Origin of the sequence: Yoonia maritima, from assembly GCF_002933395.1 — a bacterium.
GTDB lineage: Bacteria > Pseudomonadota > Alphaproteobacteria > Rhodobacterales > Rhodobacteraceae > Yoonia > Yoonia maritima_A.
Genome location: NZ_PKFN01000009.1, coordinates 364291 through 390483 on the forward strand (window position 1 = coordinate 364291; position 26193 = coordinate 390483).

At 54.8% G+C, this 26193-nt stretch carries 24 protein-coding genes; 13 read left to right on the forward strand and 11 right to left on the reverse strand.

Going from position 1 to position 26193, the window contains the following annotated elements:
• The first annotated feature begins 8 nt into the window (after positions 1 to 8).
• The 6 genes from CYQ09_RS12955 (at position 9) to CYQ09_RS12980 (ending at position 7562) form a co-directional block, all read left to right on the forward strand.
• On the forward strand, positions 9 to 923 hold the full coding sequence (locus CYQ09_RS12955; protein ID WP_106745811.1) for a LysR family transcriptional regulator: 915 nt from the start codon (positions 9 to 11) through the stop codon (positions 921 to 923).
• Positions 924 to 987: 64 nt separating this feature from the next.
• On the forward strand, positions 988 to 3063 hold the full coding sequence (locus tag CYQ09_RS12960; RefSeq protein WP_106745895.1) for a hydantoinase/oxoprolinase family protein: 2076 nt from the start codon (positions 988 to 990) through the stop codon (positions 3061 to 3063).
• Positions 3060 to 4745: a hydantoinase B/oxoprolinase family protein gene (locus tag CYQ09_RS12965; RefSeq protein ID WP_106745812.1), complete on the forward strand. Its 1686-nt coding sequence runs from the start codon at positions 3060 to 3062 to the stop codon at positions 4743 to 4745. The genes CYQ09_RS12960 and CYQ09_RS12965 overlap by 4 nt, the downstream gene beginning before the upstream one ends.
• Positions 4742 to 5947, forward strand: a complete 1206-nt coding sequence (locus CYQ09_RS12970) for an NAD(P)/FAD-dependent oxidoreductase (RefSeq protein WP_106745813.1) — start codon at positions 4742 to 4744, stop codon at positions 5945 to 5947. The genes CYQ09_RS12965 and CYQ09_RS12970 overlap by 4 nt, the downstream gene beginning before the upstream one ends.
• On the forward strand, positions 5944 to 6729 hold the full coding sequence (locus tag CYQ09_RS12975; RefSeq protein WP_106745814.1) for an HpcH/HpaI aldolase family protein: 786 nt from the start codon (positions 5944 to 5946) through the stop codon (positions 6727 to 6729). Before CYQ09_RS12970 ends, CYQ09_RS12975 begins: the two co-directional genes overlap by 4 nt.
• Positions 6726 to 7562, forward strand: a complete 837-nt coding sequence (locus CYQ09_RS12980; protein WP_106745815.1) for an NAD-dependent epimerase/dehydratase family protein — start codon at positions 6726 to 6728, stop codon at positions 7560 to 7562. Before CYQ09_RS12975 ends, CYQ09_RS12980 begins: the two co-directional genes overlap by 4 nt.
• A 46-nt stretch (positions 7563 to 7608) precedes the next feature.
• Here CYQ09_RS12980 and CYQ09_RS12985 read toward each other — a convergent pair whose 3' ends face one another.
• The 3 genes from CYQ09_RS12985 to CYQ09_RS12995 all read right to left on the reverse strand — a co-directional run bounded on the left by CYQ09_RS12985 (position 7609) and on the right by CYQ09_RS12995 (position 8949).
• Positions 7609 to 7872 (reverse strand): hypothetical protein, encoded by a 264-nt coding sequence (locus tag CYQ09_RS12985; protein WP_162617674.1) that lies wholly within the window; start codon positions 7870 to 7872, stop codon positions 7609 to 7611.
• A 154-nt stretch (positions 7873 to 8026) separates the two neighbouring features.
• The gene (locus CYQ09_RS12990; RefSeq protein WP_106745817.1) at positions 8027 to 8485 is read right to left on the reverse strand and encodes a DMT family transporter; all 459 of its coding nucleotides are present in this window, start codon (positions 8483 to 8485) and stop codon (positions 8027 to 8029) included.
• Positions 8482 to 8949, reverse strand: a complete 468-nt coding sequence (locus CYQ09_RS12995) for a DMT family transporter (RefSeq protein WP_106745818.1) — start codon at positions 8947 to 8949, stop codon at positions 8482 to 8484. The genes CYQ09_RS12990 and CYQ09_RS12995 overlap by 4 nt, the downstream gene beginning before the upstream one ends.
• Before the next feature lie 392 nt (positions 8950 to 9341).
• Between CYQ09_RS12995 and rpsD the strand changes: the two genes are divergently transcribed.
• The 4 genes from rpsD to CYQ09_RS13015 all read left to right on the forward strand — a co-directional run bounded on the left by rpsD (position 9342) and on the right by CYQ09_RS13015 (position 12989).
• On the forward strand, positions 9342 to 9962 hold the full coding sequence (rpsD, locus tag CYQ09_RS13000; protein WP_106745819.1) for a 30S ribosomal protein S4: 621 nt from the start codon (positions 9342 to 9344) through the stop codon (positions 9960 to 9962).
• A 200-nt stretch (positions 9963 to 10162) separates the two neighbouring features.
• Positions 10163 to 11251, forward strand: a complete 1089-nt coding sequence (gene hisC, locus CYQ09_RS13005) for a histidinol-phosphate transaminase (RefSeq protein ID WP_106745820.1) — start codon at positions 10163 to 10165, stop codon at positions 11249 to 11251.
• Positions 11248 to 12171 carry a prephenate/arogenate dehydrogenase family protein gene (locus tag CYQ09_RS13010; RefSeq protein WP_106745821.1) on the forward strand — a complete coding sequence of 308 codons (924 nt, stop codon included), beginning with the start codon at positions 11248 to 11250 and terminating at the stop codon, positions 12169 to 12171. The genes hisC and CYQ09_RS13010 overlap by 4 nt, the downstream gene beginning before the upstream one ends.
• A 17-nt stretch (positions 12172 to 12188) precedes the next feature.
• A complete protein-coding gene (locus tag CYQ09_RS13015) occupies positions 12189 to 12989 on the forward strand; it encodes an extensin family protein (protein ID WP_239495945.1) in 801 nt (266 codons plus the stop codon).
• Here CYQ09_RS13015 and CYQ09_RS13020 read toward each other — a convergent pair.
• Both CYQ09_RS13020 and CYQ09_RS13025 read right to left on the reverse strand, forming a co-directional pair.
• Positions 12986 to 14038: an aspartate-semialdehyde dehydrogenase gene (locus CYQ09_RS13020; protein ID WP_106745823.1), complete on the reverse strand. Its 1053-nt coding sequence runs from the start codon at positions 14036 to 14038 to the stop codon at positions 12986 to 12988. The genes CYQ09_RS13015 and CYQ09_RS13020 overlap by 4 nt on opposite strands.
• Positions 14039 to 14292: 254 nt before the next feature.
• On the reverse strand, positions 14293 to 14616 hold the full coding sequence (locus tag CYQ09_RS13025; protein ID WP_106745824.1) for a hypothetical protein: 324 nt from the start codon (positions 14614 to 14616) through the stop codon (positions 14293 to 14295).
• A 276-nt stretch (positions 14617 to 14892) separates the two neighbouring features.
• On the opposite strand from CYQ09_RS13025, the gene ileS reads away from it, so the two are divergent.
• Positions 14893 to 17814, forward strand: a complete 2922-nt coding sequence (gene ileS / locus CYQ09_RS13030) for an isoleucine--tRNA ligase (protein WP_106745825.1) — start codon at positions 14893 to 14895, stop codon at positions 17812 to 17814.
• A gap of 42 nt (positions 17815 to 17856) precedes the next feature.
• Here the strand turns inward: ileS and CYQ09_RS13035 are convergent, their stop codons facing one another.
• Positions 17857 to 18846 carry an LLM class flavin-dependent oxidoreductase gene (locus CYQ09_RS13035; RefSeq protein WP_106745826.1) on the reverse strand — a complete coding sequence of 330 codons (990 nt, stop codon included), beginning with the start codon at positions 18844 to 18846 and terminating at the stop codon, positions 17857 to 17859.
• 80 nt (positions 18847 to 18926) lie between these two features.
• On the opposite strand from CYQ09_RS13035, the gene CYQ09_RS13040 reads away from it, so the two are divergent.
• Positions 18927 to 19385, forward strand: a complete 459-nt coding sequence (locus tag CYQ09_RS13040) for a methylated-DNA--[protein]-cysteine S-methyltransferase (RefSeq protein ID WP_106745896.1) — start codon at positions 18927 to 18929, stop codon at positions 19383 to 19385.
• On the opposite strand, the gene CYQ09_RS13045 is transcribed toward CYQ09_RS13040, so the two are convergent.
• The 4 genes from CYQ09_RS13045 to fsa form a co-directional block, all read right to left on the reverse strand.
• Positions 19382 to 20080: a CDP-alcohol phosphatidyltransferase family protein gene (locus CYQ09_RS13045; protein ID WP_106745827.1), complete on the reverse strand. Its 699-nt coding sequence runs from the start codon at positions 20078 to 20080 to the stop codon at positions 19382 to 19384. The genes CYQ09_RS13040 and CYQ09_RS13045 overlap by 4 nt on opposite strands.
• Positions 20081 to 20123: 43 nt before the next feature.
• On the reverse strand, positions 20124 to 21038 hold the full coding sequence (locus tag CYQ09_RS13050; protein WP_106745828.1) for a tyrosine recombinase XerC: 915 nt from the start codon (positions 21036 to 21038) through the stop codon (positions 20124 to 20126).
• Positions 21039 to 21042: 4 nt separating this feature from the next.
• Positions 21043 to 21738, reverse strand: coding sequence for a DUF484 family protein (locus CYQ09_RS13055; protein ID WP_106354801.1), 696 nt, complete (start codon positions 21736 to 21738; stop codon positions 21043 to 21045).
• Positions 21739 to 22563: 825 nt separating this feature from the next.
• Positions 22564 to 23217 (reverse strand): fructose-6-phosphate aldolase, encoded by a 654-nt coding sequence (gene fsa, locus CYQ09_RS13065; protein WP_106745830.1) that lies wholly within the window; start codon positions 23215 to 23217, stop codon positions 22564 to 22566.
• 84 nt (positions 23218 to 23301) lie between these two features.
• Here fsa and CYQ09_RS13070 point away from each other — a divergent pair, with 84 nt between their 5' ends.
• Positions 23302 to 25494, forward strand: a complete 2193-nt coding sequence (locus tag CYQ09_RS13070) for a primosomal protein N' (RefSeq protein WP_106745897.1) — start codon at positions 23302 to 23304, stop codon at positions 25492 to 25494.
• Here the strand turns inward: CYQ09_RS13070 and CYQ09_RS13075 are convergent.
• Complete coding sequence (locus CYQ09_RS13075; RefSeq protein WP_106745831.1) at positions 25491 to 26081, reverse strand: thymidine kinase; 591 nt, start codon at positions 26079 to 26081, stop codon at positions 25491 to 25493. The genes CYQ09_RS13070 and CYQ09_RS13075 overlap by 4 nt on opposite strands.
• Between the last annotated feature and the right edge of the window lie 112 nt (positions 26082 to 26193).

Consider the following 26193-nt stretch of genomic DNA (forward strand, 5'->3'; position numbering starts at 1 on the left):
GCCCGAAATTGCGCCTGAACCTTAAGCAGCTGGAAGCCTTTGTTTGGGTTGCTGATATGCAAAGCTTTCGCCGCGCGGCAGAGCGGCTGAATACAACGCAGCCGAATATTTCTGCGCGCATTGCGGGCCTTGAGGGTGCGTTAAATACGCAATTGATGACCCGCGATGCCGGGTCGGTACGTTTGACCCGTAAAGGGCAGGAATTGCTTTCGCACGCTCGCAGGGTTCTGGATGCGACGGAGGCGTTGGTTGTTGCGGCTGATCAAAAGGGGCTGTTGTCGGGGACCTTGCGCCTTGGGGTGACTGAAATGATCGTTCACACGTGGTTGCGTGACTATTTGCGTGCACTCAAAGACGACTATCCAAACTTAGTGGTTGAGCTAACTGTCGATCTGTCGGTGAACCTTGAAAAGGGCTTGGCGGAACGGACGCTTGATCTTGCCCTGCAAAATGGGCCGTTCAGCCGAATGTCGAGCGGTGAGATCACGCTAGGGTCATACGACATGGTCTGGGTGGCCGCACCTGAGATTGCACCGGGTGGGATCGCCACCGCCGAAGATTTGGCACAGCATCCAATCCTGACGCACGCGCGAAATACTCGGTTATTCGATGAGGTTTCTGCCCATTTTGCTATGCGACGTGATTTGGATGTGCGGTTGGTGCCGTCCAGTAACCTTGCCGCCTGTTTGCACATGACGCTGGATGGTATGGGGATTGCGACGCTGCCTAGGGCAATGGTTTCGGGTGAACTAGCGCGGGGTGCCTTATGCGAAATCCAGTACGATTGGTCGCCGGCACCGCTTGATTTTTATGCACGATACGATGCGGAACGGGCGGCACATTCTGTTGTGACTTGTGCTGAAGCTGCGGTTCGTGTCGCGCAGCAATATGATCATAAAAATTTATTATATGTATCCAATTAAACAATTTGTGATGATGGGTTGCGCGGCCTAACCTTTCCTTGTGAACAGCTTGGGGACCGCGTTTATGCAAAATCACATCCGACTTGGCGTTGATATTGGCGGGACCTTTACGGATGTCGTTCTGGAAGTCGGCAAAGATCAATTCTCGACCAAGGTTTTGACGACATATGCCGCCCCTGAAAATGCGATCATCGAAGGGATGCATCAGGTCTGTTCCAAGGCAGGGGTAGCGCTCGATGCAGTTTCACAAATCATTCATGGCACGACGTTGGCCACGAATGCGCTGATCGAACGGCGTGGCGCGAAAACTGCGCTGATCACGACCCAAGGCTTTCGCGATGTGATAGAAATGCGTACCGAAAGCCGTTTTGAGCAATATGATTTAAACCTGACATTGCCCGAACCGCTATTGCCCCGGCAGCATCGCTTTACGCTGTCCGAACGCATGGATGCGCAGGGCAACGTTTTGATCCCGCTGGACCGCGCAGAGGTAGAGGCGCTGGCTGATCAGCTTGCCCCGATGGGGTTCGAAAGCATCGCGGTTGGGCTGATCCATGCCTACCTGAACGACGCACATGAACAGATGATCCGGGATGTGTTGGTAGAAAAACTGCCCGGCGTGATGGTGTCGATTTCGTCCGAGGTGTCGCCGCAGATGCGTGAATATGAACGGTTTAATACGACCGTAGCGAATGCCTATATCAAACCATTGATGAAGTCCTACCTTGGTCGGCTAAAGGGGCGCCTTGCCGAAGAAGGCGCAGTATGTCCAATCTTTTTGATGCATTCGGGTGGTGGGATTATCAGCCTCGAAAGCGCCGCGGAATTTCCCGTGCGCTTGGTCGAATCTGGCCCTGCTGGTGGTGCTGTCTTCGCGGCCAATATTGCTGCGCGGTATGGTCTGAATAAGGTGCTGTCTTTCGATATGGGGGGGACGACTGCCAAGATTTGCCTGATCAAAGATCAAACCCCGAAAACGGCCCGTGTGTTCGAGGTCGCGCGTACCTATCGTTTCAAAAAGGGATCAGGCATGCCGATCTCTATCCCTGTGATTGATATGGTCGAGATCGGGGCAGGCGGTGGCAGCTTGGCCCATGTGGATGCGATGCGCCAAATTCGCGTTGGTCCAGAAAGCGCCGGATCAGAACCGGGGCCAGCGTGTTATGGCCGCGGCGGTTCGCGCCCGGCGGTGACTGATGCTGATCTTACCCTCGGCAAGCTGGACCCTGATAACTTTGCGGGTGGATCAATCAAATTGCATTCGGACGCGTCGAATGCTGCATTGAATGAACTTGGTGCGCCACTCGATATGGATGCGCTGACTGCGGCCTATGGGTTGGCCGAGGTCGTTGATGAAAACATGGCGAACGCTGCCCGCGTGCACGCCGTCGAAAATGGCGAAGACCTTGTCGATTATACGATGATTGCCTTTGGCGGTGCGGCCCCGCTGCATGCTGGGCGCTTGTGTGAAAAGCTGGGTGTGAAACGGCTGCTGGTTCCAACTGGGGCAGGTGTGGGATCGGCGATCGGATTTTTGCGCGCCCCGTTCAGCTTTGAAGCGACGCGCAGCGTTTATATGAAACTGTCAGATTTCGCGCCTGTGACAGTCAAAACCCTGCTTTCTGACATGGAAACTGAGGCGACAGGCTTTGTGCGCACATGCGACGCCACTGCACCGATCCATTCTGAATTTAAGGTCTATATGCGTTACACGGGTCAAGGATGGGAAATCCCGATTAGCTTGACGGCTGACCAAGCAATGAACCCTGATCCCGCGACATTCCAAGCCCTGTTTGAGGCCGAATACGAAGCGCTGTTTGGACGGACCGTTGCAGGGATGGATATCGAAATTACGGTTTGGGCAGTGAACGCCACGACTGACGCAGCCGTTGCCGATGCGTTGACCGCGACGCCGGACGAAAGCAACGCTGCGGTGTCGGGAGAACGCGACCTATTTGACCCTGCATTGGGTAAGGTTGCCAAAGCTGCCGTCGTTTTACGCGATAGCCTCGTGCCCGGTGCCGTCGTTCAGGGACCTGCTTTGATTACCGAAGACGAAACGACCATCGTGGTCCCCACCAGCCGGAGCGCAATCGCGCGTCCTGATGGAACCATCGACATCACAGAGGTGCAGTCATGAGCAATGTCGCCTACCAAGTTATGTGGAACCGCCTGATCTCAATCGTTGAAGAACAGGCGCAGGCGCTGGTGCGCACCGCGTTTTCAACGTCCGTACGAGAAGCCGGTGATCTTTCGGCGGGCGTGTATAACGCCGAAGGCCAGATGCTGGCCCAAGCAGTGACGGGAACGCCGGGCCACGTGAACGCAATGGCCGACGCCGTGGCGCACTTCATTCGGCGTATTGGTCGCGAAAACATCTTTGAAGGTGACGTCTATATCACCAATGATCCGTGGGAAGGGACCGGGCATTTGCACGACGTCACGGTCGTGACGCCATCGTTTCATAACGGCAACCACGTCGGGTTCTTTGCGTGCACAGCGCATGTGGTGGACATTGGCGGACGCGGCTTTGGTGCCGACGCGGCTAGCGTTTATGAAGAAGGGATCTACATCCCGATCATGAAGTTCGTGGAACGTGGTACGGTCGATGAAACCTTGATCCGCATCGTGCGCGGCAATGTGCGAGAACCCGATCAGCTGGTTGGCGATATGTATGCGCTTGCGACCTGCAACGAGATCGGCCAGCGCCGCCTTGCTGAGATGATGGATGAATTTGACCTGTCTGACTTGGGCGGTATCGGTGACTTTATTCTCGACAACTCTCGGCGGGCTACGCTTGAACGGATCGCAGGGCTACCTCAGGCGTCGGCTGACGGTGGGATGACCATTGATGGATTTGATGCGCCGATTGATCTGCGCGTCAAACTGACAATCGAAAAAGATCGTATGATTTGCGATTTTGCGGGTACGTCTGGGCTGGATAAAAAGGGTATCAACGTTCCGCTTGTCTATACCAAGGCTTACGCCTGCTATGCCTTGAAATGTGCGATTGCGCCTGAAATCCCAAACAACGCGGCATCTCTTGCTCCGTTTGAGGTTACAGCCCCAGTGAACAGTATCGTGAACGCGGTGCATCCCGCGCCGGTCGCGTTGCGCCATATCATCGGTCATATGATCCCTGACACAGTCTATGATGCACTTGATAAAATCTTGCCCGCCACTGTTCCCGCCGAAGGGGCAGGGTGCCTGTGTAATTTCCAAGTCAGCTTGCGCCCCGCGCCGGGTCACAACGGAACGCGGTCCGAGGTGCTGACCTTTAACTCTGGTGGGGCAGGCGCGCGGCCAACCGTTGATGGGCTAAACGCCACGGCGTTTCCTTCTGGGGTGATGACCATGCCGATTGAAGCGACTGAACACACAGGCCCGGTGATTATCTGGCGCAAAGAACTCCGCCCCGATAGCGGTGGCGCTGGGCAATATCGCGGTGGGCTTGGCCAATATATGGAGGTCGGCGCAACCGACGGTCACGAGTTTGATTTCTCGGCAATGTTCGACAGGGTGGATCACCCCGCACGTGGTCGGCAAGGCGGCGCTAGCGGTGCGCCGACGACAATTGCGCGCGATGATGGCACCCCGATGCAGGGCAAGGGAAAACAGTTCGTTGCAGATGGCACGCGTGTTGTTCTGGGGCTGCCGGGCGGTGCGGGCTATGGCCCCGCAACTGCGCGTGATCCGGAACTGGTTAAGCGCGATTTGATCCGTGGCTATATTTCAGCCGCGTCCGCAATCAAAGATTATGGGTTTGATCCGCAAACCGTCACAGACATCTTGGAAACCGTTGCACGTGGGGAAACTGCATGACGCAAACACCTGTGAAGGAAACATATGATGTCGTGATTGTCGGCGGCGCGATGCTGGGTTCGTCGGTGGCTTGGTTCCTATCGGATAATCCCGATTTCAACGGTTCGGTCCTCGTGGTGGAACGTGATCCGACTTATGAATTCACTTCGACGTCCCACACCAATTCATGTATGCGCCAGCAATTCAGCCGTGAGATCAACGTGCGCATTTCGCAGTTCGCTGCAGATTTCGTGAAAAACTTCCGCAGCTACATGGGCGGCGATGAACGCGTGCCGAACATCCCGATCCAAAGCTATGGCTATATGTATCTTGCCGATAACGCCGAATTCGCGGCGACTCTGCGCGAAAGCCAGCAATTGCAGGCCGCATGTGGGGCTGGCACAAAACACATGACCCGGGACGAGATCGCGGCGGCCTATCCGTTCTACAATCTTGACGACATCATCGCGGGTAACCACAATCTGATCGACGAAGGGTATTTCGATGGAAATACGCTGTTTGATTGGTGGAAACGATCCGCGCGCGAACGAGGTGTCGAATATGTGACGAACGAAGTTGTGGCGATGACCAAGAACGCCACAGGTACCCGCGTTGAATCAGTGACGCTAAAATCAGGCGAGGTTATCGCCTGCGGGACCATTGTGAATGCCAGCGGCCCACGTGCCGTGCTGACATCGCGTATGGCTGGTATCGAAATTCCGGTCGAGCCGCGCAAGCGATACACTTATATATTCGAGGCGGAAAAGCCGTTCGACCGTGACCTGCCGCTGACGATTGATCCGTCCGGTGTGCATATGCGGACAGACGGCACCTATTACCTTGCCGGTAGCCCCCCTGACGACGACCCCGCCGTCGATTACAACGATTTCACCCAAGACCACAGTCTATGGGAAAACAAGGTCTGGCCAATCCTCGCTAATCGTATTCCACAGTTCGAGGCGATCAAGCTGCGCAATTCGTGGGCTGGGCATTACGCTTATAATACCTTTGATCAGAACGCGATTGTCGGGCCCCATGCTGAAGTTTCAAACTTCCTTTTCGTGAACGGGTTTTCTGGCCACGGCTTTCAGCAATCTCCGGCAATGGGGCGCGGCACAGCAGAGTGGATCGCGCATGGTGAATACCGTACGCTTGACCTGACGCCGTTCCATTTCGATCGCATCGTGAACGGCACCAAGTTTGTCGAAAAGGCTGTGATATGAAGATGCAAACCAACCGCTTTCTTGCGGGTCTTAAAGCGGGCGAAAAGCAGGTTGGATTTTGGGTGAGCCTTGCCAGCCCTTATTCTGCCGAAGTCGTCGCTGCCGCTGAATTTGATTGGCTGGTGGTTGATCTGGAACACACGCCCGGCGACATGCAGACGGTGCTAGGTCAGTTGCAGGCGATCGCGCCATACCATTCAACCGCGATCGTACGGACCCCAGTGAATGATCCGGTCATTGTCAAACGGCTGCTTGATTTGGGACCAGAAGGCATACTCTTCCCCATGATCCAAAGCGCGGACGAGGCGCGTGCCGCGATTGAAGCGACCCGCTATCCGCCGCACGGCATTCGTGGTGTTGCAGGGGCCGCGCGTGGAAACCGCTTTGGTCGCGTTAAGGATTACTATGAACAAGTTGAATCCCAGACGTGTGTGTTGATTCAGATCGAAACATGTGCCGCGCTTGATCAAGCAGAAGAAATCGGCGGCGTTGAGGGTGTGGATGGCGTGTTCTTTGGTCCGGCGGATATATCCGCAGACATGGGAATGATTGGCCAACCACTCCACCCTGATGTCTGGGCGCGGATTATGCCTGCTGCACGCAAGCTGATGGATATGGGCGTGCCCGTGGGGACATTGGTAACTGATCCTGCGATGGCCGCAGATCTATTAAATGACGGTTTCTCGTTCGTTGCCTGTGGCACCGATGTGGGGACTTTGGCAAAAGCGACCGACAGCTTGCTGGCGCAGATGCGTCAATCGATTGATAAGGAAAAGACATGAAAAAACTCGTACTAACCGGGGCCGCAGGCAGATTGGGATCATACCTGCGCGAGCCGCTGACAAAGATGTGCGATGAGCTGGTATCTACAGACCGGGCCGAAGCGATTGGCAAAACCTACCCCGGTGAAACATACGTTCAGGCCGACCTAACCGATTTGGCCGCGATGGAAACGATCCTCGAAGGCGCTGATATGGTCGTGCATTTTGGTGCAATCGGGGATGAGGCACCTTGGGATGACATCCTGCAATCCAACATCATTGGCGCGTACAATGTTTGGGAAGCAGCATTTCGCAAAGGCGTGCGCCGCGTTGTTTACGCCAGTTCTGTCCATGCCGTCGGAATGCACGTGAAAACAGACGTGATTGATCTGGATGCACCGCATAAGCCGGACACCTACTATGGTCTGGCAAAATGCTTTTGCGAAGATTTGGCAAGCCTGTATTGGGATAAGCGCGGTGTTGAAGCTGTTTGCATGCGGATATTCTCTGCGGCGCAGGTCAATAATGCGCGGGCGCTGGGGACTTGGCTTTCTTATGATGACTTGATCCACCTTGTTGAGCGTTCGATTGATACACCTGTCGTCGGTTTTACAAAGGTTTGGGGCCTGTCAAACAACGACCGCATCGTCGCCGACAACAGCAAAGCCGCGCATCTGGGCTATCGCCCCAAAGACAACGCAGAGGTTTTTGCAAAGGAAATTTTGGCAGATACCCCGCCATTGGATAACAAAGATCCGGCGAACATGTGTTTGGGCGGGCCGTTCGCGACAGTTGAATTGGGTAACTCTGGCGTTGCCGCACTTGGTGTCGTCGACGATCGCAAAGAGATCTAAGTTATGACACCCCGGGGCATTCCCGGGGTGTCACAGGCAAATAGGCTTAGCCGTTCATGTCAGCCAAAATAGCGTCCAGAGAAGTACAAACAGCTTCGATGTCTTCCGCAGCAGCGGCTTCTGTCATCGCGGCCTGCAGATCGTTAGAGACTTCCATCATCTTTTCAGGGTTCGTCGCTGCAAGAGCCTGCATCCCAGTGGAAATTTCCATTGTTTTTTCTTGAACCGAAGCTTCTGTGCATTCAGCCGCTGCTGTTGTTGCGAATGATGCGAATGCGATAATTGCAGACAGCTTTAGTGTGTTGTTCATTTTGAATTTTCCAGTTTTGTTTTCAAACACGGACTAAGTGTCATTTCGAAAAAATAACGTCCATCTAATGTGACTACCTATGGCGGCAATATGCGCAGCACTGCGCCAAATATTGCCAACACCGAATGACCTGTATTGGGTTGAGTTGTGTTTTTCAGTTGTCGCTATGGGTGTGTTTTGTTATCGGCTTTGGCCGTTTTGATCGTGATGCCCACATCCCCAAAAGAATCAGCGCAACGCCAAACGTCCGGGCCCATGGGCTGCCCGGGGCACCCATCGCGATATCCAGCACTACACCTGATATCATCTGCCCTGCGATAATCAGCATGGCGGTCTGTGCTGCCCCAATGCGTGGGATCAGCCAACTTCCAGCCGCAATAAAGATCACGCCGATTGGTCCGCCGAGATAAGCCCACCATGGCGATGCTTGTGGCTCTCCTGCGAATAAGCCACCGATAATTAGCGCGACGCAGGTGATAAACGCGAATCCGACAAAGTGGTTCCAGAAAGACGATTCCATAGCAGAGGTCGAAAGCGCCAGCCTTCCGTTAATCTGGCGGCTTAGCCCTACAAGTAACCCTGCAATGACTGCGAGCGCGGCGTAGATAATCATGCCTCGCCTCCGAAAAAGATCAAAACAAGGCTACCGGCGATGATGAACGCCAGCGATACATAGTCACGTTGTGTTGGCATCCGCTGCGGTAGGCCGAACAATCCGCGCATATCAGCAAACAGGCTGAACAAGACTTGGCCAGCAAGCCCAAGTGCGATTGTCCCTGATAAGGCGAGCGCCGTGTTCATGGTCGCTGAGGTCAGCATGACCGTTACACCGCCAGAGACACCGCCCAGATAGGCCCAAATCGGTGGCCGTGCTTTAGCAGCCCTACGCGGTCGTAGAATCAGTAATAGGATCAGTGCAACAACGCTGCCAGCCAGATGCGGCACCCAAGATGCAAAAAATAGCGATCCATAGGCGGCAAGAGTGCCATTGCACAATATCATCAGGGTCAGCAAACTGCCCGCGCCAAAAGCTGCTGCAAAATGAAAAGGCTTTGGTGAAAGAGATGTATTTTCCATGAGACATGCATCACCAATTTTGTGTTGTGGTGCAATGGGGAAGAGCGAGCATGTGGGACAACATTGTCGCCACATGCTTGCCATACTCTTTAACTGGATTTAACTCTTGAGGTGAACAAACTACTCGTGACACACGGCATGCGATCCTCATCACTGCCTTAGGAACACATTACCATTCTGATATGTTTAGAATGGGACGCAAAATGTGCTTTCATAGGGCCGTTGTGTGCCACATTTAGACGTTGATACTTTGGCGTTGACAGTACCGGAACAGCCTCTATAAGCCGCCCATTCATTGGTGTTGGTGGACCTCGCAAGAGGAACCCTGTCGTTCCGGCAAAATCCGGAAAAAAGGACAACGCCCTTCGTAATCTAAAGAAGGAGATCAGCGTATGACTAAACGTACCGCTGCCAAGTACAAAATTGACCGCCGGATGGGCGAAAACATCTGGGGTCGTCCAAAGTCACCAGTAAACCGTCGTGAATACGGCCCCGGCCAGCACGGTCAGCGTCGTAAGGGCAAACTGTCCGACTTCGGTACACAGCTGCGCGCAAAGCAAAAGCTGAAGGGTTACTACGGCGACCTGACTGAGAAACAGTTTCGTCGCATCTACGGCGAAGCCGAGCGTGTAAAAGGCGACACAGGTGAAAACCTAATTGGTCTGCTTGAGCGCCGCTTGGACGCAGTTGTTTACCGTGCGAAATTCGTACCAACTGTCTTTGCTGCACGTCAGTTCGTGAACCACGGCCACGTGACTGTGAACGGCAAGAAAGTGAACATTCCTTCTTACCGCGTAAAAGAAGGCGACGTGATCGAAGTTCGTCAGAAGTCCAAGCAAATGGAACTAGTTCTGGTTGCTTCACAACTGCCTGAGCGTGACGTTCCTGACTACATGGACGTTGACCACTCCAAAATGACAGCGACATTTGTGCGCACGCCAACACTGGGCGATGTGCCATACCCTGTCACAATGGAACCAAACCTGGTCGTCGAATTCTACGCTAAGAACTAATCAGTTCTGGCAATCAAAACGAAAGGCCGTGCCATTTGGTGCGGCCTTTTGCATTTGTGGCTTGTCCGGCGTTTTGAAAATTACAAATGTGTTGCGGCGTATGTGGAAATTTTGCCGGGAATGCCCCTGTATGCGCCTTGTCTCTGGTCAGCCCCCGATCAGGGCGTTAGAAACATGCGACATGATAAAGGTAGGGTAAAATGGCTGACGGTATTAAACCGCAACCGGGTATTTTGGACATCGCGCTTTATAAAGGCGGCGACGCGAGTTTGGATGGCGTGAGCAATGTTCTCAAGCTTTCGTCAAACGAAAACCCATATGGCGCAAGTGATGCAGCCAAAGAGGCATTTTCGCGCGCGGTTCATACCCTTCACCGTTACCCGTCAACAGATCATGCCAGTCTTCGCAAAGCGATCTCTGATGTATGGGGCGTCGATGCCCATCGGGTATTTTGTGGTGTCGGATCTGGTGATGTGCTCAAGCTATTGTCTGAAGCCTATGCTGGCCCCGGTGACGAGGTCGTGTTTACCGAGCACGGGTTTTCAATGTACCCGATCTATGCACGCGCCTGTGGCGCGACGCCTGTCGTAGTACCCGAGCGTGAGCGTGTGATCGACGTCGATGCCATTTTGGCCGCATGCGGCGATAAGACTAGGCTCGTGTATATTGCCAATCCTGCGAACCCAACAGGAACGATGCTCGGCGCAGCAGAGGTGACACGGTTGGCTGACGGTTTGCCGCCGCAAGCCTTGCTTGTTCTTGATGGCGCTTATGCGGAGTATGTCGAAGGTTTTGACGCTGGGAAATCCTTGGTTGATACCCACGCGAATGTTGTCATGACGCGCACTTTTTCTAAGATTTATGGCCTTGGTGGGATGCGTGTTGGTTGGGGCTACGCGTCGCAAGACATTATTGATGTGCTGAATCGTATTCGCGGGCCGTTCAATCTGTCATCAGCGGCGCTTGCAGCGGCCGAAGCCGCTGTGCGTGACACAGAATACACCGAAAAATGCCGGGTCGAGAACGCGCGCCTACGTGAATGGATGGCGACAGCGCTGGCTGAGCTAGGTGTCCCATCTGATACTTCAACAGCTAACTTTGTTCTGGCCCGTTTCGCGGATGAGACAGAGGCAGATGCATGTGACGAAGCATTGCGCAAGGCTGGCATCATCGTACGTAAGGTTGCCGGGTACAAGTTGCCGCATTGCTTGCGCATTACCGTAGGTGATGAAAGCGCATGCCGCCGGGTTGTCCACGCTGTCGCGCAATTTAAGGGGGCCGTGAAGTGACCCAAGTTTATGGTCGAGTAGCCCTTATCGGATTGGGCCTCATTGCGTCGTCTATGTGCCACGCAATGCGCCGCGCTGGACTCGCTGGTGAAATCGTTGGCTACGCACGGTCCGAGGAAACTCGCGATATCGCCGGCGAGATTGGCCTATGTGATCGTATCTGTGATAGTGCTGCAGAAGCCGTAGAAGGTGCCGATCTTGTTGTGCTGTGTGTGCCTGTTGGTGCGATGGGCGCCGTTGCTGCTGAAATTGGCCCGGTGTTGAAACCGGGCGCGACTGTCAGTGATGTGGGGTCTGTGAAGCGTACCGTGATTGATGCTGTGGCACCGCATATCCCCGCAGGCGTTCACTTTATTCCCGCACACCCGCTGGCAGGGACCGAGCATTCTGGTCCTCGGTCGGGGTTTGCTGAACTATTCGATAATCGCTTTTGCATTATCGTACCTGTCGAAGGTTCCGACCGGGAAGCGGTTGATCGCGTGGCTGATCTGTGGCGCGGTATAGGCAGTAATGTTGATGAGATGGACCCGGATCACCACGATCTGGTCTTGGCTGTCACCAGCCATACCCCGCACCTGATTGCTTATACGATGGTCGGTGTCGCCGATGACCTTAGTCGCGTGACAGACAGCGAAGTGATCAAATACTCGGCCGCTGGTTTCCGGGACTTTACCCGTATTGCAGCGTCTGACCCGACCATGTGGCGCGATGTGTTCTTGAACAACAAAGAAGCGACACTCGAAATTTTGGGTCGCTTTACTGAGGAACTGTTCGCGCTTCAGCGGGCCATTCGCCAAGGCGACGGTGATCATCTGTTCGATTATTTCACGCATACCCGTGCGATCCGACGTTCAATTGTCGAGGCGGGCCAAGATACTGATGCGCCGGACTTTGGCCGTAATACGGCGCCATCAAAGTGATGCGCTTGGCGGTAGCGATGCTGGTCCTTTGGGCTGGTGTGGCCAGCGCCCAAGATGACAGACCACTGCTGCGCCCCGTTGCGCGCGGCACATATGTCCAGCCACCAATGCTGCGTCCGGTTGTACGTCCCTATGATCGGCCTGATATGGTGCATGGCGCACATACACGACCAGAGGCACGTGCCGAACGTGGGGTGTTTGCGATCAGTCCCTTTGCTGTGCTCGGCTCTTTGCGTCCGGCCAAGCGCCCGCAAGCGATAGAAATCGCCGCGGACGAGCGCCGTCTGGCGCGGCTGCGTGGGCAGGTTTGTAATGATATCGCGATTCAAGGACAATCACTCGGGCGGGTCGACGGGCCGGGGGCTTGCGGCGTTTCGAATGCGGTAAGGGTCCGTTCCGTTTCTGGTGTGCTGCTTCGACCTGCGGCGACAATGGATTGCCAGACCGCTGCTGCGCTCAAGCGATGGGTTGATCGCGGGGCAATTCCTGCTGTCGGCAACGATGGCGGTGGCATTGCGAGTTTGCGTGTCGTGTCCCATTATGCGTGCCGTAATCGCAACAATGCAGCAAGTGGGCGACTGTCTGAGCATGCCCATGGGCGTGCAATCGACATCGCGGGTATAGGTCTAAAAGACGGTAGCGAGATTACGGTTCTGTCAGGCTGGGGGACGGCTTCGGATGGTCGCCAGTTGCGCCAGATGTGGCGGGCCGCATGTGGTCCCTTCGGGACCGTGCTGGGCCCCGAAGCAAACAGGTTTCATCTCGATCATTTCCACTTCGACACCGCACGGTATCGAAGCGGTTCTTATTGTCGCTAGGCTGCAGCTTTGACGCGCAGCGCCTCGGCGATTTGCACAGCGTTTTGTGCGGCCCCCTTAAGTAACTGGTCACCCACAATAAACATGGTTGAAGTGCGGCCCGATGGGTCACCCAGATCGTCGCGGATACGACCGACCAACACATCCTGTTCACCTGATGCTTCGGACGGCATTGGGAAATGGTTCGCTTCGCGATCATCGACGACACGAATACCCGGTGCGCCGTTCAGGGCGTTGCGAATGCTGTCGGTGTTTACATGTTCGTCAAAGCGGATCGACAATGAAATCCCATGCGCACGCAAGATCGGAACACGAATACAGGTCACGCTGATCGGAAGAATAGGCTGGCCAAGGATACGACGTGTCTCGGCGATCACCTTGAGTTCTTCGCCGTTATATCCGGTTTCGGGATCCACATCAGAGTTATGACTAAAGATATTGAATGCATATGAATGGGGCAGAATCTTAGGTTCAAATTCTTCGCCGTTAAGATGCGCGCGGGTGCCTTCGCGCAGTTCTTCCATCATTTCGGCACCACCACCAGAGGCGGCCTGATATGTGGACATGGACAGGCGTGTAATAGACCAACGTTCATGCAGCGGGGCAAGCGCGGTTGTCAGGATCGCCGCGATACAGTTGGGGTTCGCGATAATACGCGGAGCGGCGTCCAGTTCTTTGCCGTTCGCCTCTGGCACGATCAGCGGCACGTCATCTTGCATCCGAAATGCCGAAGAGTTGTCGATCACTTGTGCGCCCGCATCCACGGCAAGTGGCGCGAATTTGCGTGAAATCGAAGCACCGGCAGAAAAGAACGCGATATCGACGCCTGCAAAGCTGTTTTCTGTCAGTTCCTGCACCGGAACCTTGTTCCCGCGAAACGACATACTGCGACCAGCGGACCGGGCGGACGCAAGCAGGCGCAGCTCACCAACCGGAAAGTTACGTTGTTCAAGGCTATGGATCAGCGCAAGGCCAACAGCACCTGTCGCGCCAACAATTGCAACAACAGGGGCATCGCTTTCGGGGGCGGGGGGATTATGGGCATTCATGGTTTAGTCTTCCTTTGGTGTTTTGGAAGACGGGGCTAACTAAAACAAAACCCCGTCCAGTCCGGCGGGGTTTTTTGTTTGGCTTAGGTTAGCTGTGATGCGCCCATACCAAACATTCCCCCGCGAGAGCGGTGGTCATCTTGGTCATGGTTGTCGTCATCATGTTAGTCATGGCGGAGTGGGTAGCAGCTCAAATCACGGCTGGCAAGGGATGTGTGCAAGATGCTTGTCCGCATGAATTCAAGGTGATCCAATTATTCATCAGGTGTCGTATCAACAGCATCGTTCTCCCATCTACGGAACAGAACCACATCAAGATTATCAAGCCGCCCCAAAGGGTCAGTCGAATACACCAATTCTATATCAAGATGATTGAGGGCATAACTTAGACCTGAGTCAAAGTTTACCGCTATGATTTCGGCTCTTTCACGCGTGAAATCATTGGGTTCGCTGTCAAGATAGTATCTGAACTTGGCGGATAGGCCATCTAGTTGCAACACGACCATTCTCATGTCTCGCGAGATTTCGCCGCTCAGGCACTTCACGGCCCAAATAAACGTCTTGTCATCTAATGGCATTGAGAATTTCCCTAAGAGCCAACGGTGTAACCGTTGCAGGTTTTCGAAGGTGTTACAATGAATTGAAACTTTATAGGCGACACAGACGTCTGCAAACACGACCCTTTACCACCATCGCGACCCTGCCTATAAGCAGCTTCATGAAGTTGAGCATGATGATCATACGCATTATCTGCCCGGCGGTTTGATTGCCTCAAACCAGCCGGGAAAATGGTGTCGGCGTATGCGCACCGCTCCTTACCTATATGAATTCCCGATTTTCAGAGGACGCTCCACATGTGCGCCGAGACCACAGACTATAAAGACACATTGAACCTGCCACGCACCGATTTCCCGATGCGGGCGGGATTGCCAAAACGCGAACCCGATTGGCTGGCCCGTTGGGCGCAGATCGGCGTGTATGAAAAGCTGCGTGCAAAGGCAGATGGGCGTAAACCGTTCACCCTGCACGATGGCCCGCCGTATGCGAACGGCCACCTGCACATCGGTCACGCGCTGAACAAAATCCTGAAAGATATGGTTGTACGTTCGCACCAGATGATGGGCCGCGACGCGCGTTATATCCCGGGGTGGGATTGTCACGGGTTGCCTATCGAATGGAAAATCGAAGAGCAGTACCGCAACAAAGGCCAGAACAAGGACGACGTGCCTGTCGTTGATTTCCGTCAGCAATGTCGCAAATTCGCCCAAGGCTGGGTGGATATCCAACGCGAGGAATTCAAACGTCTCGGGATCACCGGCAATTGGGACGAACCCTATCTGACGATGAACTTCCACGCAGAGAAAGTCATCGCTGAGGAATTCCAGAAATTCTTGATGAACGGCACATTGTATCAGGGCTCTAAGCCCGTGATGTGGTCGCCAGTTGAACAAACCGCATTGGCCGAGGCCGAGGTGGAATATGCCGATAAAGAGAGCTTTGCGATCTGGGTCAAATTCCCTGTGCGTGAAACCAACAACGCAGCGCTGAAAGGCGCAAGCGTTGTGATCTGGACAACGACGCCTTGGACTATCCCATCGAACAAGGCGGTCGTCTATTCAGAAACCATTTCTTACGGCGTTTACGAAGTAACCGATGCCCCAGAGGATAACTGGGTTCGCAAAGGCGAGCGTTACATCCTTGCTGACAAGCAAGTCGAAGCAGTGTTCGCAAAGGCTCGTATCGATCAGTTTACGCGCGTCAGCGACGCTGGCGATATGTCAGAAACGTCTTTGTCTCACCCGCTCGCGGGTGCGGAAGGCAGCAATGGCGAATGGGATGATGCCCGCGATTTCCGCGCGGCCCCATTTGTGACCGAAGACGAAGGTACAGGTTTTGTACACTGCGCCCCATCCCACGGTATGGACGAATTCGAACTGTACCGCGATCTTGGTATGTTGGAACAAGTGATCACTTACAACGTGATGGAAGACGGTTCCTTGCGGGCTGATCTTCCATTCTTTGGCGGTGCGAAAATCCTGCGCGACAAGCCCAACAAAAAGAACAAGAACAACCCTTGGGAAGGCGACGCGAACACTGCCGTGATGTCGAAGCTGACCGAGGTTGATGGGCTATTTGCGCGCGGTGTGATCAAACACAGCTATCCGCATTCTTGGCGTTCCAAAGCACCGGTAATCTATCGCAACACGCCACAGTGGTTCGCCGCCGTGGATCGTGCGGTTGGTGACGGCCAAGACCAATATGGCACCACGATCCGTGAACGCGCCCTGCGTTCCATTGATGAACTGGTCACTTGGACGCCGCAGACGGGCCGTAACCGTCTGTACTCTATGATCGAGGCCCGCCCCGATTGGGTGCTGTCGCGCCAACGTGCTTGGGGTGTGCCACTGACTTGCTTCACCAAGAAAGGTGCGCTGCCAACTGATCCGGATTTCTTGCTGCGCAATGAGGCGGTCAACGCTCGCGTGCTTGAGGCATTCGAAGCTGACGGTGCCGATGCTTGGTATGCGGATGGTGCTAAGGCGCGGTTCTTGGGTGATGATGTTGATCACGATGCTTATGATCAAGTGTTCGACATTTTGGACGTTTGGTTCGACTCTGGTTCGACCCACGCGTTTGTTCTGCGTGACCGTGCGGATGGGTCCGAAGACGGCATGGCTGATGTTTACCTTGAGGGTACGGATCAGCACCGTGGTTGGTTCCATTCGTCGATGTTGCAGGCCTGTGGCACGATTGGGCACGCGCCTTACCGTGCTGTTGTCACCCACGCGTTTACGCTGGATGCCAAGGGCGAAAAGATGTCCAAATCCTTGGGCAACACAATCGTGCCCGAACAAGTGGTGAAGCAATACGGCGCAGATATCCTGCGCCTGTGGGTGGCGACGACCGACTATAAACACGATCACCGCATCGGGGACGAAATCCTGAAAGGTGTGGCTGACAGCTATCGCCGTTTGCGCAACACGCTACGTTTCATGCTGGGTTCACTTGCGGACTTTACCGAAGCTGACCGTGTCGAGCCTGCCGATATGCCAGAGCTAGAGCGTTGGTTGCTACACCGTTTGTCCGAGCTGGATGAACAGGTGCGGGAAGGCTACGCGAAATACGACTTCCAAGGTGTGTTCCAAGCGGTGTTTACCTTTGCCACGCTTGAACTATCCGCGTTCTACTTCGATATCCGCAAGGATGCGCTGTACTGCGACGGCGATACAGCACGACGCCGTGCATCGCGTACGGTTCTGGATATCCTGTTCCACCGCTTGACGAAATGGTTGGCCCCAATGCTAACCTTCACGATGGAAGAGGTCTGGTTAGAGCGCTTCCCGGGTGACGACAGCTCGATCCACCTGGAAGACTTTGCCGAAACGCCTGCCGCATGGCGCGACGACGCATTGGCCACAAAATGGGCTGTTGTGCGTCAGGTCCGCCGCGTGGTGACGGGTGCGCTTGAGGTTGAGCGTACAAATAAGGTGATCGGTGCATCGCTTGAGGCCGCGCCAACTGTGTTTGTAACTGCCGATGTCGCCAAAGTTCTTGAGACAGTCAGCTTTGATGATCTGTGCATTACCTCTGGCATCAACGTGTCAACAGACGCAGCACCAGCGGATGCGTTCGCATTGGACGAAGTCGCAGATGTTGCCGTGGTCTTTGCCCGTGCAGAGGGCGACAAATGTCAGCGCTGTTGGAAAATCCTGCCCGACGTTGGCAAGCACACACACGAAGGTGTGTGCGGACGTTGTGACGCAGCATTAAGCTAAGACTTTTATCCCCGCCCCCAGAAAAGGGGCGGGGATTTTTCGTTAAGCGGCCTGAAGATCGCGTAAAACCTCTGCTGCGATTTCAAATGAACGCAGTCGTTCACTGTGATCGTGGATCATACCCGTCACCATCAGCTCGTCTGGTTGAAAACTATCCAGCAGGCTTTGCAGCTGGGTTTTAATCGTCTGCGCCGAGCCTGTCGCAGAACACCCAAGCGCGGCATTGACCTGCGTGAGGACTTGGGCAGGGACTTCGGCTGCGATGTCATTCACCGGAAGTGGCAGTTTGCCGGGCTTGCCCATTCGCAATCGGGCAAAGGCCAGCTGTTGCGATGTGCGCAGATATGCCGCCCGTTCATCGGTGTCTGCCGCACAAACACCTGCCGCCATCATGACGTATGGCTTTGCCAGCCACGCTGATGGGCGGAATGTACCGCGATAGACCTCGATCGCTTGTTCAAGCATCGTGGGTGCAAAGTGGGATGCAAATGCATAGGGTAGCCCCAAATGCGCAGCTAGTTGAGCACCGTAAAGGCTTGAACCCAAAATCCAAACGGGCACGTTAGTTCCTGCGCCTGGGATCGCCTGAACTGGCGTCGGATCATCCCCAAGATAGGCGATCAGTTCCTGCACATCTTGCGGGAAACTATCCTCGGGCGCCATGTGTCGACGTAGGGCACGAGCGGTTTGCATGTCCGTTCCAGGCGCGCGACCCAAGCCCAGATCAATACGATCTGGGTAAAGCGTTGCAAGCGTACCGAATTGTTCCGCAATCATCAGCGGTGCGTGGTTTGGCAACATAATGCCGCCGGCACCAACGCGGATCGTCTTTGTCGCGCTGGCAACATGGCCGATGACAACTGCGGTCGCCGCCGACGCGATACCGGGCATATTATGGTGTTCGGCCAACCAATAGCGGTAATAGCCTTCATTTTCAGCAAGTTGTGCTAATTCAACTGTATGCGAAAGCGCATTAGCTGCTGTTTGGCCTTCAGGGACGGGTGATAGATCGAGAAGAGAAAAGCGTTGCATCGTGGACTCCTTAGATGTGTACCTAAGAACGAGGACCGCGTAATCCAAGACGGACGGCGGGTTTAAGAAGGGCAATCATGATGACCGGTCTGATTTGTGAAAGCTCGCCTGTAGGCGCGATTGGTGCAGATGCAACTGATGGCGCTATAACGCGGCTGATATGGGGGCGGGCGGGCACGCTAACAGATGGTGCGTTATTCGATCGCCTGTCAACCGAAGTCGCCGCGTATTTCGCAGGAATGCTTACGACCTTCTCCGTGCCGCTCGCACCACGCGCCACCGCATTCCAATCAGATTTCTACGGCGCGCTTTGCGCGATTCCATACGGTGAAACCCGCACCTACGGAGACTTAGCCAGATTACTAGGTGTCTCGGCCCAAGCGATTGGGCAAGCCTGCGGCGCAAACCCAATCGCTATCTTGATTCCATGTCACAGAGTATTGGGCGCAAACGGGTTAGGCGGGTATTCCGGTGAAGGCGGGGTCGAGGCAAAGGTCGCCTTGCTACGTTTAGAAGGCGCTGCAGGGTTGCTGATTTAAGCGGCCGTTTTCTCGGGAACGATTTGCTGCACGACTCCGACCAAAAGCAGGTAAACAGAAGTGATGACCAGCCCCCAATGCGCAAGGCTTTCGGGGTGGAAATCAACCCAAGCAGCCCAGCCAGCAAAGAATGTCCAAGCAAGCGCCATCGGCAAAGTAACCCCCCGCCAACGTTCTGTCCGGACAGGGTGAACAAATTTAAGCGGTAAGAACATCGCGACGGCGAGGCTTGCAACCAAGAACAGTGAGACCCAAAAATTGGGCGCGAGCGCGAAGATCACAAGCACAAGCATGTTCCAACAGCCGGGAAAACCGGAGAATGAATTATCCTTGGTTTTCATCCGCGTATCTGCAAAATACATCGCGGATGTGAAGGTAATGATGATGATTGCGAACCACCCGGTCCAACCGGGCAATAGCCCCGATTTGAATAGGGCGTATGCAGGCACAAAGACATAGGTCAGATAGTCGATGATTAGGTCCAGTAGCACGCCATCGAAAATCGGCGCATTTGTTTTGACGTCATAGCGCCGCGCGAGCGGCCCATCGATTCCGTCGACAAAGAACGCGACAACCAACCACAGGAACATCATGTTCCACTGCTCATCAACCGCGGCTAGCATTGCAAGCATGGCAAAAACGGCACCGGTGGCAGTAAGGAGATGAACGGCAAGGGCTTTGGATTTTAATGTCATAGGGACTTCATGGTGGAAAACGCAGCAGGGGGCAATCGGTTAGTCACGCCTTTGGGTGTGCCTTGTCGTAGACTTCCATCAATCGTGCGGCGTCAACGGCGGTATAGGCTTGGGTTGTCGATAGCGAGGCATGTCCAAGCAGTTCTTGGATCGCACGCAGGTCACCCCCTGCCGCAAGCAGATGGGTCGCAAAAGAATGTCGCATTGCATGTGGGGTCGCCGTCGCTGGCAGCCCAAGCTGCATGCGCGTTTGCGCCATAACTTTCTGGATTGCACGCGGGGAAAGCGGGCCGCCGCGGACTGCCCTGAACAGCGGCTCGCCCGGTTCCTTAGGGTAGGGGCACATGCGTAGATAGGCATCTACCGCATCACGTGCTGCGTCAATCACTGGCACGATCCGTTCTTTATCGCCCTTACCGGTGATCCGCAGCACAGCGGGCAGGGGGGCATCGGCACCCTTTAGGCCCAATGCCTCTGAAATCCGCAGGCCGCATCCGTATAACAGCGTAACGACCGCACTGTCGCGGGCGGCAACCCATGGCTCGCGGGCTTGCAGTTCGACTGTTTCGATCATCGCCGTGGCCGCGTCTTCGGCCAATGGCCGAGGGAGCTTTTTCTGAAACTTCGGTGACCGCGTGGATAAGACGGCTGTGGGCTCAAACCCCTCGCGTTCAGCCAGCCAGCGATAGAAAGACTTTACCGCAGACAATGATCGCGCAAGCGACCGTGCACCAACACCGCGACCACGTTCATGTGCCATCCAAGACCGCATGTCGCGCACGCCAATCTTTGCGATTGGGGCTAACCCTTGCGAACCGCCATTGTGGTGGGTCATGAATGACAAAAAACCTAACACGTCGGTTTGATAGGCCTTTAGCGTATTTTCGGCAGCACCTGACAAGGCGCGCTGGTGATCCAGCCATTTGCCCAAAACATCTGTGAGTGCTGGCGAAATCATCGGCTTATCCCAGCCAGCGGCGCATGACCCGTTCAAAGACGCCTGTAAAGAAGGTCAGCAAATCGGTGCCTTGTTGCGCTGTGAACTGCTGCGGGTCTTCGGACCCCATGATCAGCATTCCGGGGCGGTTGCCTTCGCCAAGGTCAAGCTTGAGACATGCCTCGGACTGGATATAACCAGCGCGTTCGCCGTAAAGGCTGGCACCCGCGTTATCGAATTTGCGCAGGGTGATCTGGCGGACGGGCATATTACGACCAAGGGTGATGTAATCGTCAATGAACCCTTCGGGGACCACGGCGACGGCTGGACCCATATCGTTGTCTGCCTCGGGTTCAGCGCTTTCTAGAACCAACCGGATTGCATCAACGCGCAAGGTGTTTGCGACATCGCCCGTTAGATCATCAAGAAACGCAGTGAACGTGTCAGCGTCCATCATGCGCAGAATCGCGCGGTGTACCTGATTGGTGCCAGCCAGATTATCATAGGCGGCGGCGATGACGTTGCGATGGGTGTCCTCAAGGCGATCAAAACGCGCCTCTAGCCGTTCCATAGCGATGCCGCGCAGGTCAACAATATTCCCACCCTTGTTGTCGTCATCACCACCCACAAGGGCACGCATGACGTCGTGATCCTCAAGCAAAAGGTTCGGGTTAGCGATGATCTGCTCGCGGGTTTTTTCGTCCATCTCGGGTTTACTCATAAGCCTGCTCTTTTGTTTTGACAAAAGTGTAACAGACTGAGGCGCAGGGTTCTGCAACTATTTTTGCGTGGTGATGCAGGGTGACTTTTGGGACTCACTTTACCGCGCCTAAGGGGGGTGCTCGCCCCCACGGTACGGTGGTTCTCGCAGTTTGTCGCGAATCGTGGGTTAACGGTTTATTTCATTGAGGAATCCACGGTCGGCAATGCGGCGGCATCGCGTCAGCAAAGCGTCGGACTTTTGGCGGGGATTTGCGGGGTTAATGGAGCGTGCGGACGGTTTTAGCCGTCAAAAATGTCGGCGGTGAGGCTGCGCATATACAAGTGTGAAATCATGCCGGGCCAATGTCTGCTTCGCGCCCATACCAACCTATAATTTTCTAACGAGCCGCATTACATTGCTAGTATGTTCAATCGTTTTTTCATCAATCCATTTAGGCCACGGCCACAAAAAACTTTCCGATTTAGACCCCGCTGGAAGGAAGAACTCGTCGTGTCCGGTCCTAGCGGCAGTTTCATTCTTGAGCTACCTATGGGCGTGTATGCTGCATATCTTCCAACCCAAAGGGCCTGGGAAAGGAAGGCACCAGAATGGGCAAGAGACCTTTGGCCGTTGCTAAAGACCGAATTGGAAGATTGGTGCACGAATAATAATGCTGAATTTTATTTGGACGACACTGCGTCTGTATCCGCCGAGGAATGATTAAGGTCTGGTTTGTCCGCACGCCGGACATCAAAGTCAACCCGAAATTGTCTCTTTGACGCTCGCATTTAGTGGTGGCGGCCCCGCCAAGTCACGCTTGCGTAACTTGGCGGGCGTTGTCCTTTACAGGATTTTAATGCCTGCTTTTTCGATGTCAGCCATGAAGCCGGCCAGACCTTTGTCGGTCAGCAGATGGTTGGCCATCGCTTTGATCACTGCGGGTGGTGCGGTTGCAACATCGGCGCCGATTTTTGCGCATTCTGACATGTGGTTGGCAGAACGGATCGACGCGGCAAGGATCTGTGTGTCGAAGCCGTAGTTGTCATAGATGGTGCGGATGTCTTCGATCAGTTCCAGACCGTCGATGTTGATGTCATCCAAACGACCGATGAAGGGGCTGATGAATGTTGCGCCTGCTTTGGCGGCCAACAGTGCTTGGTTCGCTGAGAAGCAGAGGGTCACGTTGACCATGGTACCTTCGTCGGACAGCGCTTTACATGTTTGCAGGCCAGCCCATGTGAGTGGAACTTTTACAGCGATGTTTTTTGCGATTTTGGCCAGTTTGCGGCCTTCGGCCAGCATGCCTTCGGCGTCAAGAGCGACGACTTCGGCGGAAACTGGGCCATCGACGATGTCACAGATTTCTTTTGTGACTTCCAAGATGTCACGGCCAGATTTAGCGATCAGCGATGGGTTGGTTGTGACACCATCGACCATGCCTAGGTCGTTGAGCTCTTTGATCTGGTCGATCTCAGCGGTATCTACGAAAAACTTCATGTCTTCACTCCGAGTATGGGTTGGTGTTTGTTGTGTCAGCGTTTACCTGATGTCAGGCACAGCGTGAACCCGCAAAAGGCTGATATGACAGATAGCTATTTCCACGAGGGCGATTTGGTTGGGGTTTTGACCGCACAACCGCTTGATCGCTTATTGGATTATAAAGCCCCTGAAGGTGGATGTCACTTGGGGGCCTTTGTTGAGGTGCCTTTGGGGCCGCGCAAAGTGCTGGGTGTTGTTTGGGGACCGGGGCAGGGTGATTACGACCGCAGTAAAATCCGGTCGGTCATCCGCGTTCTGGATGTCGCCCCGATGCGTGATGAGATGCGAGTATTTCTAACGCGTGCTGCTGATTACACGCTGACCCCGTTACATGCGATGTTGCGTCTGGCCACCCGAGCGCCCGGTCTTGGTGATGCGCAGTCGATGCGCAAGGTCTATCGCCTTGCTGATGGTGTGCCTGACCGCATGACCGATGCCCGCGAAAAGGTGCTGGCGGTGCTACGTGATTATGGCGGGCTATCGTTTACACTGGGCGAACTGGCTGAAATGGCGGGTGTTGGGACATCGGTCGTTAAGGGATTGGTCAAACACGGTGCCGTGCGCGAGGAGGAAGCCCCGCGTGATACGCCCTATCCGAGGCTGGACCCCGATTACGGTGGCAAAGAGCTAAGCGCCGATCAGACAGTTGGTGCCGAGGCATTACGTGACGCGCTGCGCAGCGACAAATACGGAACGACTTTGCTGAAGGGGGTGACCGGGTCTGGAAAGACCGAGGTTTACCTGGAGGCCGTTGCTGAATGTCTGCGGATGGGCAGGCAGGCGCTGGTTTTGCTGCCAGAGATTGCCTTGTCTGGTGAGTTTATTAACCGGGTCGAGGCGCGATTTGGGATGAAGCCCGCAGAATGGCATTCGGGTGTAACGATGACCGAACGCCGCCGTTGTTGGCGCATGGTTGGGCAGGGTGATGCGCAGATGGTCGTTGGTGCACGGTCAGCACTGTTCTTGCCGTTTCAGAACCTTGGGCTGGTGGTCGTCGATGAAGAACATGACACGTCCTACAAACAAGAAGACGGCGTGCTGTATAACGCCCGCGATATGACTGTTCTGCGCGCAGCGATAAATGGTGCGCAGGTGGTTTTGGCGTCGGCCACGCCTAGCCTTGAAAGCTGGGCTAATGTTGAGGCGGGGAAATATCAGCGGCTTGAGCTAAAATCCCGTTTCGGGGCGTCTGTTCTGCCGAAAATGTCTGCGATCGATATGCGTGCCGAGGATCTGCCCGGTGGCAAATGGGTTTCGCCGTCACTGCGAGGCGCCATTGCGCAGCGGTTGGAAAAGGGCGAGCAGTCGCTCGTGTTTTTGAACCGTCGTGGTTATGCGCCGGTCACGATTTGCCGTGCTTGTGGTCATCAGATAGCTTGTGATCAATGCGACGCGCGTATGGTTGAACACCGGTTCCTCAAGCGGCTTATGTGCCACCAGTGCGGTGAAACTAAACCGATGCCCACCGTTTGCCCCCATTGCGAGGCCGAAGATCGTCTAAGCGCGGTTGGTCCTGGGGTTGAGCGTATGGGCGAAGAAGTTGCTGAGCTGTTCCCAGATGCGCGGATCGCGGTGCTTTCGTCCGATCTGTATGGCTCTGCCCGCGCGATGAAGGCACATATCGAAGAAATCGCCCAAGGCGGGACCGATATTATCATCGGGACGCAGCTGGTTGCAAAAGGGCATAACTTTCCCAAGCTGACGCTTGTTGGTGTCATTGACGCTGATCTTGGCCTTCAAGGTTCGGACTTGCGCGCGGCCGAGCGGACGTTTCAATTGATGCGTCAGGTTGCAGGCCGTGCTGGACGGGCAGAGGCCCCGGGTGAGGCGATGCTACAGACCTACCAACCCGAACATGCCGTGATCCGTTCGATTCTAGCTGGCGACGAAGAGGCGTTCTGGGCTGCTGAAGCCGCAGAGCGTAAAGCAGCGGGCGTTCCGCCCTACGGCCGAATGGCGGGCATTGTTTTGAGTAGTCCAAATGTCCAAGAGGTGTTCGATCTTGGTGCCGAAATGGCGCGTCGGGATGAACCGCTGCGGCGGATTGGGGCGCAAGTCTTTGGTCCTGCGCCTGCGCCGATTGCCCGAGTTCGGGGGAAACATCGCGTTAGGTTGTTGGTGAAGGCTGAAAAAACTGCGCCGCTACAACAGGCGTTGGCGCAGTGGGCGGGGCAGTTTCGATTGCCAAATAACCTACGGCTCACAATCGATATCGACCCGCAAAGTTTTTATTAAGGCTGCGCGGTGTCGCCCATTTCTTCACGCCAGTGGCGACGGCACAGCGACACATAACGATCATTACCGCCAATGACGATCTGGTCGCCCGATCGTGAAACTTGCCCATTTTCGTCTTTACGGACAACCATCGTGGCTTTTTTTCCACAGTGACAAATTGTGCGGACTTCGCGCATTTCATCGGCTAATGCCAAAAGTGCGGCGGAACCGGGAAAGAGCTCTCCTAGGAAATCGACGCGTAAGCCATAGGTCATGATTGGTACGCGCAGGTCGTCAACAGCACGGGCAAGCTGCCAGACCTGCTCCGGTTCAAGAAACTGGGCCTCGTCCACAAAGACGCAAGCACATGGGCCAGAATCAAGCCGCGCTTTGATTTTGTCGAATAGGTTTTCTGAAGGGGCGAATGTATCTGCCTCGGCGCCAATGCCAATGCGGCTACCCACACGGCCTTCGCCTGCGCGGTTATCAAGCTGCGCAATCATCAGATAGGTTTCCATCCCACGTTCGATATAGTTGTGAGACGCTTGAAGAAGCACTGTCGATTTCCCAGCGTTCATCGTAGAGTAATTGAAGTATAGTTTGGCCATAGCGCTCATTAACGTTGGCGCTATTAGCTTGGCAATACCTAAGAGGCGAGGTATCTGCCGGGCCCAGCAAGATAGCCTCTGTGGATCACGATCCGTAACATCGGATGTCCGT

Coding starts and splice junctions, on each gene's coding strand:
- CYQ09_RS12960 (WP_106745895.1), top strand. CDS start 988: ATGCAAAATCACATCCGACTTGGCGTTGATATTGGCGGGACCTTTACG.
- CYQ09_RS12985 (WP_162617674.1), bottom strand. CDS start 7,872: ATGAACAACACACTAAAGCTGTCTGCAATTATCGCATTCGCATCATTC.
- CYQ09_RS12965 (WP_106745812.1), top strand. CDS start 3,060: ATGAGCAATGTCGCCTACCAAGTTATGTGGAACCGCCTGATCTCAATC.
- CYQ09_RS12990 (WP_106745817.1), bottom strand. CDS start 8,485: ATGATTATCTACGCCGCGCTCGCAGTCATTGCAGGGTTACTTGTAGGG.
- CYQ09_RS12975 (WP_106745814.1), top strand. CDS start 5,944: ATGAAGATGCAAACCAACCGCTTTCTTGCGGGTCTTAAAGCGGGCGAA.
- CYQ09_RS13055 (WP_106354801.1), bottom strand. CDS start 21,738: ATGAGTAAACCCGAGATGGACGAAAAAACCCGCGAGCAGATCATCGCT.
- CYQ09_RS13040 (WP_106745896.1), top strand. CDS start 18,927: ATGACCGGTCTGATTTGTGAAAGCTCGCCTGTAGGCGCGATTGGTGCA.
- CYQ09_RS13070 (WP_106745897.1), top strand. CDS start 23,302: ATGACAGATAGCTATTTCCACGAGGGCGATTTGGTTGGGGTTTTGACC.
- CYQ09_RS12980 (WP_106745815.1), top strand. CDS start 6,726: ATGAAAAAACTCGTACTAACCGGGGCCGCAGGCAGATTGGGATCATAC.
- ileS (WP_106745825.1), top strand. CDS start 14,893: ATGTGCGCCGAGACCACAGACTATAAAGACACATTGAACCTGCCACGC.
- CYQ09_RS13035 (WP_106745826.1), bottom strand. CDS start 18,846: ATGCAACGCTTTTCTCTTCTCGATCTATCACCCGTCCCTGAAGGCCAA.
- fsa (WP_106745830.1), bottom strand. CDS start 23,217: ATGAAGTTTTTCGTAGATACCGCTGAGATCGACCAGATCAAAGAGCTC.
- CYQ09_RS13075 (WP_106745831.1), bottom strand. CDS start 26,081: ATGGCCAAACTATACTTCAATTACTCTACGATGAACGCTGGGAAATCG.
- CYQ09_RS12970 (WP_106745813.1), top strand. CDS start 4,742: ATGACGCAAACACCTGTGAAGGAAACATATGATGTCGTGATTGTCGGC.
- CYQ09_RS12995 (WP_106745818.1), bottom strand. CDS start 8,949: ATGGAAAATACATCTCTTTCACCAAAGCCTTTTCATTTTGCAGCAGCT.
- CYQ09_RS13015 (WP_239495945.1), top strand. CDS start 12,189: ATGCTGGTCCTTTGGGCTGGTGTGGCCAGCGCCCAAGATGACAGACCA.
- CYQ09_RS13020 (WP_106745823.1), bottom strand. CDS start 14,038: ATGAATGCCCATAATCCCCCCGCCCCCGAAAGCGATGCCCCTGTTGTT.
- CYQ09_RS13045 (WP_106745827.1), bottom strand. CDS start 20,080: ATGACATTAAAATCCAAAGCCCTTGCCGTTCATCTCCTTACTGCCACC.
- rpsD (WP_106745819.1), top strand. CDS start 9,342: ATGACTAAACGTACCGCTGCCAAGTACAAAATTGACCGCCGGATGGGC.
- CYQ09_RS13050 (WP_106745828.1), bottom strand. CDS start 21,038: ATGATTTCGCCAGCACTCACAGATGTTTTGGGCAAATGGCTGGATCAC.
- CYQ09_RS13025 (WP_106745824.1), bottom strand. CDS start 14,616: ATGCCATTAGATGACAAGACGTTTATTTGGGCCGTGAAGTGCCTGAGC.
- hisC (WP_106745820.1), top strand. CDS start 10,163: ATGGCTGACGGTATTAAACCGCAACCGGGTATTTTGGACATCGCGCTT.